The following is a 9,774-nucleotide window of genomic DNA, read 5'->3' on the forward strand; positions in this document are numbered from 1 at the left end:
GGCCACGGCCGGCCGGGCCGGCTGGCCGCCGGGGCCCGCTCCCTGCGGGTCCCGCTGGGCCGCTGGCGGGGGCCGGCCGTGGCCCTGGTCGGCGGGGTCGTCGGCCTCGCCCTGGTGGCGCCCGTGGGGGTGCTGGCCTTCTGGGCCGTCCGGGGGCTGTTCCACGGCTCGTCGCGGGCGGGGGCGCTGGTCACCGACGCGGGCGCGCTGGCCGGGCCGGCGGTCAACACCGCCGTCATGGCCGTGGTCGCGGCCCTGGTCGCCGTGGCCGCGGTCCTGCCGGTGGCGTACCTGACCGTCCGCCACGCCAGCCGGCTCGGCGGCGCCGCCAACGCCGTGATCGTGGGCGGGTTCGCCCTCCCCGGCCTGGTCGTCGCCCTCGCCCTGGCCTTCTGGACCCTGCAGGCGCCGTGGCCGCTGGCCGCCCTCTACCAGACCCAGGCCCTGCTGGTGTTCGCCTACGTCGTCCACTTCGGCTCCCAGGCCCTGCGGTCCGCCCAGGTGGCGGTGGCCGCCGTCCCCGGCCGCCTCGACGACGCCGCCCGCATCCTCGGCGCCGGCCGCCTCCGGCGCCTGCGCACCGTCGAGCTCCCCCTGGCCGCCCCCGGCCTGCTCGCCGGGGCCGGGCTGGTGCTCCTGTCCACCATGAAGGAGCTGCCCGCCACTCTCCTGCTCGCCCCGCCCGGGTTCGAGACCCTGGCCACCCGGATCTGGAACGCCACCGAGGACGCCTTCCTGGCCGACGCCAGCCTGGCCGCCCTGTTCCTCCTCCTGCTGTCCGGGGTCCTGACCTGGTTCCTGGTCGTCCGCCGCGGCGATGCCCCCACCTGACCCGCCCGGCGGGACCCGGCTGCGACTGGCCATGGCGGGGGTCGGGGTGGTGGCGTTCCTGGTCGCGGCGGCCGGGATCTGGGTGCCGGCGACCCATACCACCGAGACGACCGCCGACGAGCCGCAGTACCTGCTGACCGCCATCAGCCTGGCCACCGACGGGGACCTCGACATCGCCGACGAGCTGGCCGGGGGCCGCTGGCGGGCGTTCCACGCCGTCGATCTGCCCGAGCAGACGGCGCCGCTGGCCGGGGGGCGGCGCCTGAGCCCGCACGACCCGCTGCTGCCGTTGCTGCTGGCCGGGCCGGTGGCGGCCGGAGGCTGGGTCGGGGCCAAGCTGGCCATGGCCGCCCTGGCCGGGGTGCTGGCGGCCCTGCTGCTGTGGACGGCCGTGCGCCGCCTGGGGGTGCCGCTGGCCGCCGCGACCCTGGCCGCGGGGGTGTTCGCCTGCTCCCCGCCCCTGGCCGTCTACGGCAGCCAGGTCTACCCGGAGCTGCCGGCGGCCCTGGCCGTCCTGGCCGCCGTCGCCGCCCTGACCACCCCGGCGGCCCCCGGGGGGCTGGCCGCCCGCCCGACCCTGGTCGTGGGCGGCGCCGTGGTCGCCCTGCCCTGGCTGGGAGTGAAGTACGCGCCGGTGGCCGCGGCCGTCGCCCTGGTCGCCGGCTGGCGGCTGGCCCGGGCCGGGCGGGGGCGGCGGGCGCTGGCCCTGGCCGGGTCGCTGGCCGCCGCCGGGATCGTCTTCCTGGTCCTCCACCGCTGGTGGTACGGGGGCTGGACGCCGTACGCGGCCGGCGACCACTTCGTCGCCGGGGAGCTGTCGGTCGTCGGCGCCGAGCCGGACTACCTGGGCCGGAGCCGCCGCCTGCTCGGCCTGCTGGTGGACCGGGGCTTCGGGCTGGCCGCCTGGCAGCCGGCCTGGCTGCTGGCCGTCCCCGCCCTGGCCACCCTGGTCCGGCGCCGCCCGGCCGGCTGGGCCGCCCTGGCCGCCCCGCTGGCCGCCGGCTGGCTGGTGGCCACCTTCGTCGCCCTGACCATGCACGGCTGGTGGTTCGCGGGCCGCCAGGTGGTGGTGGTCCTGCCCCTGGCCGCCCTGGCCGTCGCCTGGTGGGCCGGCCCCGGCCGTGGCCGGCGGCTGCTGCTGGCCGTGGCCGGCGGGGTCGGCGTGCTGGCCCAGCTGTGGCTGGTCGCCGAGGGCGCCGCCGGCCGGGTCACCTGGGCGGTCGACGCCGCCGCCACGGCCAACCCGCTGTACCGGGCCTGGCGGCTGGCCCTGCCCGACTACTTGGCCATGAGCTGGTGGACCTGGACCCTGCACGGGGCCTGGCTGGCCGCTCTGGCCGTCTGGGCGGTGGCGGCCGCCAGAGGTCGACAGGGCCGGACCGCCTTCCGTAGGCTCGGCGGTCGCGAGCTCACCAGGACATGACCACCGGGAGGATGGGGCGATGAGGGACCGGAACGGGCACCGGCTGGCCGGGCTGGGGCTCGGCCTGGCCCTGCTGCTCGCCGGCTGCGGGTCGGACGACGGGGCCGGGGTCCGCAACGTCGACGGCACCCAGGCCTCCGGCGGCAGCGGCACCGGGTCGGGCAGCGGCACGGGATCGGGCAGCGGCACCGGGTCGGGCAGCGGCACCGCCTCCGGGACGGCGCCCGCCTGCAGGCCGGTCGGGGACGCCTCCACGAGCGACGCCACCATCGCGGTCGAGCTGAAGGAGTGGTCGGTGCTGCCGGCCCGGGCCGACGCGCCCGCCGGCACCATCACCTTCGAGGCCCGCAACACCGGCGAGGACGCCCACGAGCTGGTGGTCGTCCGCGCCGCCGACCCGGCCACGCTGCCGCTGGCCGCCGACGGCACCGTCGACGAGGAGAAGCTGCCCGAAGGGGCGTTCGTGGGCGAGATCGAGTCGTTCCCGGCCAAGCAGACCTGCACCGGCACCTTCGAGCTGCCGGCGGGCGGCTACGCGCTGTTCTGCAACCTGCTCGAGACCGAGGCCGACGGCAGGAAGGAGAACCACTACGCCAACGGCATGCGGGCCCGCTTCGAGACCCGCGGGTAGGGGTCGCGCCGGGGACGCCGGAGCGTGACCACGGCCAGGAGGCCGGCCAGCAGGTACAGGGTCGCCTGGCCGTTGAGCACGGCCACCACCCCGACGGCGTCGCCGAGCAGCCCGGCCAGCAGCACGCCAACGGCCATCAGGCCGTTGAAGCCGCCTCCGAAGGTGGCGAACACCCGGCCCAGGTAGGCATCGGCGGTCCGCTCCTGGACCAGCGTGGTCAGGCCGGTGAGGAACCCGATCCCCGGGACGCCGGCGGCCATGAACAGGCCGAGGTAGACCCAGCCGGCGGTGGTCACCTCCGGGCCGTTCCAGATGGCCAGGCTGACCAGACCGAACACGACGAGGCTGGCCCCGAGCAGCCGCCCCGGCTCCAGCCTCCTGGCCAGCCCCACCACCAGCACGCCGCCGACCAGCCCGCCGACCGCCTGGACGCCCCGCAGCAGGCCGACCTGGGCCCCGTCCCCTCCCAGCTCCCTGGTCACGAACAGCACGAACAGCACCATGAAGATCCCCTGGGCGACCGCGGCCAGCCCGTCCACCACCAGGCCCCACCGCAGCTCCCGGTTCCCCAGCACCACCCGCAGCCCGTCCAGCCACTCCCCCGCCAGGGCTCGCAGCGGGGTTGTGGACAGCCTCGGGCGCCGCGCCTCGCCGTCGGCTACGCTCCCCCTCCGGGGGCCCTGGAACCACCAGGGTCGGCTCCAGCGCGGGCTCGGACGCCGGCCGACCATGGCGAACAGGGCGGCGCCGAGGAGGAACGAGGCGCTGTCGCCGATGACCAGGCCGGGGAGGCCGGCCACCTCGACCAGGAGGCCGCCCAGCGGGCTGCCGACCAGGCGGGCCAGGTTGCCGTTGAGGCCGATCAGGGCGTTGGCCCCGACCAGGTCGCCGGGTCCGACCAGGATGGGGACGAGAGCGTTGCGGGCCGGTTCGTTGAGCTGGCCGAGGGCCGCCTCCACGGCCATCACCAGGTAGACGATCCACAGCCGGTCGCGGCCGTCCACGACGAGCAGCGGCAGCAGGAACGCGGCCTGGGCCAGGCCGACCGCGACCAGGGTGCGCCGGCGGTCCCAGCGGTCGACCAGGACACCGGCCAGCGGCCCCACGACCAGGCCGGGCAGCAGGCCGACCAGGAACACGGTGGCCGTGACCAGGCTGGAGCCGGTCAGCTGGAGCACCCAGACCGGCAGCCCGATCAGCAGGAACCAGTCGCCCGTCTCGGAGACGAGCCCGCCGGCCCACAGGAGCCCGAAGTCGCGCCGGCGCAGCAGGGCCCAGCCGGCCCTCACGCCAGGGCCTCCGGGCGCAGGAACGCCTTGAGGTCGAGGTGCACCGGCTCGGCCCCCTCGGGCGGGTCGGGGCGGGTCAGCCCGATGAACGGCCGGATCGCCGCGTCCAGCGTCTCGACCAGCTCGGCCAGCTCCCCGGCGGTCAGCCGCAGCGAGTAGCTGTTGACCGCGGCGGCGTCGCGCCAGGGCCTGGCCGCCATCGGCTCGAGGCTGAGGTACTGCCGGGCCAGGCGGGCGTGCTCCTGGATCGCGAGGTTGAGCAGCGACGCCCTGGTCGCCCGGGCCGCGGTCACCACCCCGGGGTCGGCGTCGTCGACCGGCGGGTGCAGTCCCAGCCCGGTGTAGACCGACCGCCAGGGCCGCTCGCGTCGGTCGCCGCCCTCCTCCCGGACCACCAGGCCCACCTTGGCCAGCTGGCGCAGGTGATAGCTGCAGTTGGCCGGCGTCTCCCCCAGCGCCTTGGCGCACTGGCTGGCCGTGCGCGACCCGAGCGCGTTGAGCTGGTACAGCAGCGCCACCCGGAGCGGGTGGGCCAGGGCGGCCAGCACCGCCCCGTCGGTGACCTCCAGCCGCCGCTCGGTCCTCGCCACCGCGCTCCCCTCCGATCTGAAAGAGTTCTTTCAGATTCAGGGAACCACGGCATGGGCGAACCTGCAACAGTTCTTTCAGATCGGAGGGGAACCGGGAACCGGCCAGGGGAGGCCGACGGCGGCGGCCATGGCGTCGAGGTCGGGGCGGACCCGGGCGATCTTGACCACGGCCCCGGCGGCCTGGGCGCAGAGCATGCCGAGGCCGTCGGCGGCCGCGGCCGCCCCGGCCGACCTGGCCGCGGTGACCAGGCCCTGGCTGGCCGGGCCGTAGTTGCAGTCGAGCACGCGGACGCCGGGGCGGAGCCGGTCCTGGCCGGGCACGGGCTCGCCCCTGGCCGTCAGGGTGGTCGCCTGGAGGACCACGTCGGCGCCGGCGACCAGCTCGGCGGCGCCGGCCCAGCGCACCGCCTGGGCGCCGGGGCCGGCCAGCCCGGCCACGGCGGCCGCCCGTCCGGGGTCGCGGCCCACGACCAGCAGCGGGGCCACGGGCAGGCCCTGGTGGCGGCGGGCCTGGGCCAGGCGGCTCCAGGCGAACGCCACGGCCACGGCCACGCCGCCGGCGCCGAGCAGCACCGCCGGGCCGGTGCCCGCCCAGCGGCCGTCGCGCAGGCCGAGCTGGCTGCCCAGCGCCCACACCGCCCCGGCCACGTCGGTGTTGCCGCCGACCAGCCGGCCGTCGCGCACGAACACGGTGTTGACCGCCCCGAGCCGGTCGGCCGGCCGTTCCAGGACGTCGACCAGGGCGGCCGCCGGCTGCTTGTGCGGGGTGGTCAGGTTGACCCCGGCGAGCCCGCCCGACCGGACCTCGTCCAGCGCCGCGGCCAGGTCCTCGGGGCGGGTCGGGCGGGCCTCGTAGGTCCAGCCGTCCAGCCCGGCGGCGCGGTAGGCGGCCTGGTGCAGGGCCGGCGACAGGGTGTGAGCGAGCGGCCAGCCGAGCACGGCGGCGACGGGCACGGCTACAGCAGGCCCTTGGCCTTGGCCTCGGCCTTGAGCTTGAGGAACTCCTGGTAGCTCTCGGTGAAGGCGTGCTCGCCCTCCTTGGTGGCGAGCACGTAGTAGATCCAGTCGCCGTCGGCCGGGTGGAGGGCGGCCTTGATGGCGGCCTCGCCGGGGGCGGCGATCGGGGTCGGGGGCAGCCCGACGGTGGTGTAGGTGTTGTAGGGCGAGCTGGAGCGGAGGTCCCTGGCGGTCAGGTTGCCGTGGCCGACCGCGTACTCCACGGTGGCGTCGATCTCCAGCCGCTTGCCGGCGGCCAGCCGGTTGTAGATGACGGCGGCGATCTTGGGCCGGTCGGCGTCGACCTTGGCCTCCCGCTCGATCATGCTGGCCACGATCAGCAGCTGGTAGGGGGTGAGGCCCTGGGGGGCGGTGGAGAGCTGGTAGCGGGACAGCACGACCTCGAGCTGGTCGGCCATCTCCTGGATGACCCCGACGGCGGTGTCGTCGGGCTCGATGCCGTAGGTGTCGGGGAACAGCAGGCCCTCCAGCGAGTCCTCGCCCTTGGGCCGGTTGGTCACGATCAGGTCCTTGCTCTTGAGGGCCTGCTCCACCTCGGCCTTGGTGAACTGCTCGGTGGCGGCGAGCTTGTCGACGATCTGGGCCACCGTGAAGCCCTCGGGGATGGTGACCGGGATCCCGGTGCTGGGGCCCTTGGCCAGGAGGTCGAGCACGGCGTCGATGCTCATGCCGGTGACCAGCTTGTAGGTGCCGGGCTTGAGCGAGCCGTCAAGGCCGCGCTCCTCGGCGACGTCGCGGAAGCGGTTGACGCTGTCCACCACCCCGGCCTCGCGGAGGTTGCGGCCGATCTCGACGCTGCCCTCGCCGGCGTTGACGATGATGGTCACCGGCCGGCCGGGCGGGACGGGCTTGGGCTCCCGGGCCGCGCTCCACTGCAGGGCCTGGAACACGACCAGCCCCACCAGGGCCAGCAGCACCCCCATGACCAGCACGCCCCGGCGCCGCCGGCGCTTGCGCAGCCGCCGCTCGACCCGGCTCATCGGGGCACCCCCGTGGGGTTCCCCGAACCCCTCCGGCTCATCGGCCGCTCTCCCCCGCCCGGCGGCCGTCCAGCCAGGTCTGGAGGAAGACGCTGGCCGCGACCTGGTCGACGACGTCGCGCCGGTCCCGGCGCCGGACCCCGCCGCCGACCAGGGCCCGCTCGGCGGCCACCGTGGACAGGCGCTCGTCGGCCAGCTCGAAGGCCAGCCCACCCAGCAGCGGGCGCAGCTCGTCCAGGTAGGCGCGGACCGCCTTGGCGGCCGGGCCCTCCTGGCCGGAAAGGGTGAGCGGGAGGCCGGCGACCACCGTGGTCGCGCCCTGCTCGGCGGCCAGGGTGGCCAGGGTGGCCGCGTCCTCGGCCGGGGTCCGGCGCGGGATGGTGGCGAGCGGGCTGGCCACCGTCCCGGTCGGGTCGGAGACGGCGACGCCCAGGCGCCGGGTCCCGACGTCGAGGGCGAGGACGCGACCCGTCATCCCATGGAACCCTTCCCGGAACCCCCGGCGAGCACCACCATCGCGTCGGCCCTGGCGATGCGGAGGGCCTCGGCCAGCTGGCTCGGGTCGCGGCCGCCGGCGCTGGCCAGGTCGCCCTTGCCGCCGGCGCCGCCGCCGACCGCCTTGGCCGCCCGGGCGAGCACGTCCCTGGCCGCCGCCCCGGCCCCGGCCAGGTCGGCGGTGAGCAGGGCGACCATGGCCGCCTTGCCTGCGACCTCGGAGCCGAGCACGACCACCCCGGGCCCGGCCCCGACCCGGTCGCGGACCGCGCTGGCGATCCGGCGCAGGTCGTCGGCCCCGGCGTCGGGCACCCGCTCGGCCAGCAGCCAGCCGCCGTCCTCGCGGGCGACCCGCCCGGCCAGGTCGCCGGCCAGGCGCTCCAGCCCGGCCACGCGCAGCCGCTCCAGCTCCCGCTGGGCCGTGGCCAGCGCCTCCAGCCGGCGCCGGAGCTGCTCGGGGGCGTCCTCGGGCCGGGTCTTGAGCAGGGCCGCCACCTCGGCCAGGAGCTGGCGCTCGCGGTCGACGTAGTGCAGCGCCTCCAGCCCGGTGAGGGCCTCGATGCGGCGCAGGTTGGCCCCGATGGAGGCCTCGCCGAGCACGTGCACGGGCCCGACCTGGCTGCCGTGGCCGACGTGGGTGCCGCCGCACAGCTCGCGGGAGAAGTCGCCGACCTCGACCACCCGCACCACCGACCCGTACCTCTCGCCGAACAGCGAGATCGCCCCGGCGGCCTCGGCCTCGGCCAGGCTGCCGTGCCAGACCGTGACGTCCGGGTCGGCCAGGAGCTGGCGGTTGACGACAGCCTCGATCTCGGCCAGCCGCTCGGCCGGGACCTGCTGGAAGTGGGCGAAGTCGAAGCGCAGCCGGCCGGCGTCGACCAGCGACCCCTGCTGGCGGGCGTGCTCGCCCAGCTGGTCGCGCAGGGCCCAGTGGAGGGTGTGGGTGGCGGTGTGGCTGCGGGCGACCGCGTCGCGGCGGGCGGCGTCGACCTCGGCGTGGACCAGGTCGCCGACCCGGGGCTGGCCCGACACCACCCGGGCGCTGTGGACGCTGAAGCCCTCCAGGCCGGGCCGGGTGTCGGTGACCTGGAGCACGGCCCCGTCGCCGGTGCGGACCAGGCCGGTGTCACCGACCTGGCCGCCGCCCTCGGCGTAGAACGGCGTCCGGTCCAGGATCAGCTCGACCTGGTCGCCCTCGGCGGCCGCGGGCAGCTCCTCGCCGTCGCGGAGCAGCCCGAGGATGCGGCCCTCGGCGGCGGTGGTCTCGTAGCCGACGAAGGTGGTGCGGCCGTGGCGGCCGGACAGGTCCCGGTAGGCCTCCAGCCGGCGCAGGTCGGCGTCCAGCTCCCGGCGGGCCTCCTTGGCCCGGCGGCGCTGGTCGTCCATGAGCTGCCGGAAGCGGTCGGCGTCGACCTCGAGGCCGGCCTCGGAGGCCGCCTCCAGGGTCAGCTCGTAGGGGAACCCGTAGGTGTCGTGGAGCTGGAAGGCGGTGTCGCCGGCCAGCATGGCCGCGCCCTCCTCCCGGGTCCGGCGGATGGCCCCCTCGAGCAGGTTCGAGCCCTGGCGCAGGGTGCGCGAGAAGGAGTCCTCCTCGCTGGCCACGACCTGCTCGATCAGCGAGCGCTGGGCGACCAGCTCCGGCCAGGCGTCGCCGAGGGTGGCGACGACCTGCTGGCCGACCCGGGCCAGGGCGGGGTCCTCGACCCCGAGCAGCCGCAGGTGCCGGACCGCGCGGCGCAGCAGCCGGCGGAGGATGTAGCCGCGGCCCTCGTTGGAGGGCAGCACCCCGTCGGCGATCAGGAAGGCGGCCGTGCGGCCGTGCTCGGCGACGATCCGCAAGCTGCGGTCGACCCGGTCCTCCTTGCCGTAGCCGGCGCCCGACAGCTCCTGGACCTCGTGGAGGACGGGGGACAAGAGATCGGTCTCGTACATCGAGTCGGCGTCCTGGAGCAGCATCGCCACCCGCTCCAGGCCCATGCCGGTGTCGATGTTCTTCTCGGGCAGCTCGCCGACGATGTTGTAGTCCTCGTCCCGGATGCTCTGCATGAACACCAGGTTCCAGATCTCCAGGTAGCGGTCGGAGCCGCTGGCCGGGCCGCCGCCGGGCCCGAGCTCCGGGCCACGGTCGTAGTGGATCTCCGAGCAGGGGCCGCAGGGGCCGGCCACCCCCATCGACCAGAAGTTGTCCTCCATGCCGAGGCGCTGGATCCGGTCGGCGGGCAGGAACTGGCGCCAGAGCTCGATGGCCTCGTCGTCGTCCAGGTAGACGGTGGCCCAGAGGCGGTCCGGCTCCAGCCCGAAGCGCTCGGTCACCAGCTCCCAGGCATAGCCGATGGCGCCTTCCTTGAAGTAGTCGCCGAAGGAGAAGTTGCCCAGTATCTCGAAGAAGGTGGCGTGGCTGCGGTCGCCGACGTTCTCGATGTCGGAGGTGCGGGTGCACTTCTGCACGCTGGTGGCGCGGCGGAAGTCGGGCTCGACCTCGCCGAGGAAGTAGGGCTTGAACTGGTTCATGCCGGCG

General features: G+C 76.1%; 9 protein-coding genes. 3 read left to right on the plus strand and 6 right to left on the minus strand.

The window, feature by feature from the left end; genetic code table 11:
* The 3 genes from VF468_21185 to VF468_21195 all read left to right on the plus strand — a co-directional run.
* The coding region (locus VF468_21185; GenBank protein ID HEX5880806.1) for an ABC transporter permease subunit at positions 1-831 on the plus strand (831 nt) is incomplete at its 5' end.
* The gene (locus VF468_21190) at positions 818-2,254 is read left to right on the plus strand and encodes a hypothetical protein (GenBank protein HEX5880807.1); all 1,437 of its coding nucleotides are present in this window, start codon (positions 818-820) and stop codon (positions 2,252-2,254) included. The genes VF468_21185 and VF468_21190, both read left to right, overlap by 14 nt.
* A 19-nt stretch (positions 2,255-2,273) precedes the next feature.
* On the plus strand, positions 2,274-2,885 hold the full coding sequence (locus tag VF468_21195; protein HEX5880808.1) for a hypothetical protein: 612 nt from the start codon (positions 2,274-2,276) through the stop codon (positions 2,883-2,885).
* Here VF468_21195 and VF468_21200 read toward each other — a convergent pair.
* The 6 genes from VF468_21200 to alaS all read right to left on the minus strand — a co-directional run.
* On the minus strand, positions 2,843-4,174 hold the full coding sequence (locus VF468_21200; protein ID HEX5880809.1) for an MFS transporter: 1,332 nt from the start codon (positions 4,172-4,174) through the stop codon (positions 2,843-2,845). The genes VF468_21195 and VF468_21200 overlap by 43 nt on opposite strands.
* Positions 4,171-4,764 carry a winged helix-turn-helix domain-containing protein gene (locus VF468_21205; GenBank protein ID HEX5880810.1) on the minus strand — a complete coding sequence of 198 codons (594 nt, stop codon included), beginning with the start codon at positions 4,762-4,764 and terminating at the stop codon, positions 4,171-4,173. Before VF468_21205 ends, VF468_21200 begins: the two co-directional genes overlap by 4 nt.
* A gap of 75 nt (positions 4,765-4,839) precedes the next feature.
* On the minus strand, positions 4,840-5,718 hold the full coding sequence (locus VF468_21210) for a shikimate dehydrogenase (protein HEX5880811.1): 879 nt from the start codon (positions 5,716-5,718) through the stop codon (positions 4,840-4,842).
* Between the two features lie 2 nt (positions 5,719-5,720).
* Entirely contained in the window at positions 5,721-6,761 is a 1,041-nt protein-coding gene (mltG, locus tag VF468_21215) for an endolytic transglycosylase MltG (protein ID HEX5880812.1), read from the minus strand.
* Between the two features lie 37 nt (positions 6,762-6,798).
* The gene (gene ruvX / locus VF468_21220; protein HEX5880813.1) at positions 6,799-7,236 is read right to left on the minus strand and encodes a Holliday junction resolvase RuvX; all 438 of its coding nucleotides are present in this window, start codon (positions 7,234-7,236) and stop codon (positions 6,799-6,801) included.
* Positions 7,233-9,774: alanine--tRNA ligase (alaS, locus tag VF468_21225; GenBank protein HEX5880814.1), on the minus strand; the 2,542-nt coding region annotated here is incomplete at its 5' end. The genes ruvX and alaS, both read right to left, overlap by 4 nt.

The organism is Actinomycetota bacterium, assembly GCA_036280995.1.
Classification (GTDB): domain Bacteria; phylum Actinomycetota; class CALGFH01; order CALGFH01; family CALGFH01; genus CALGFH01.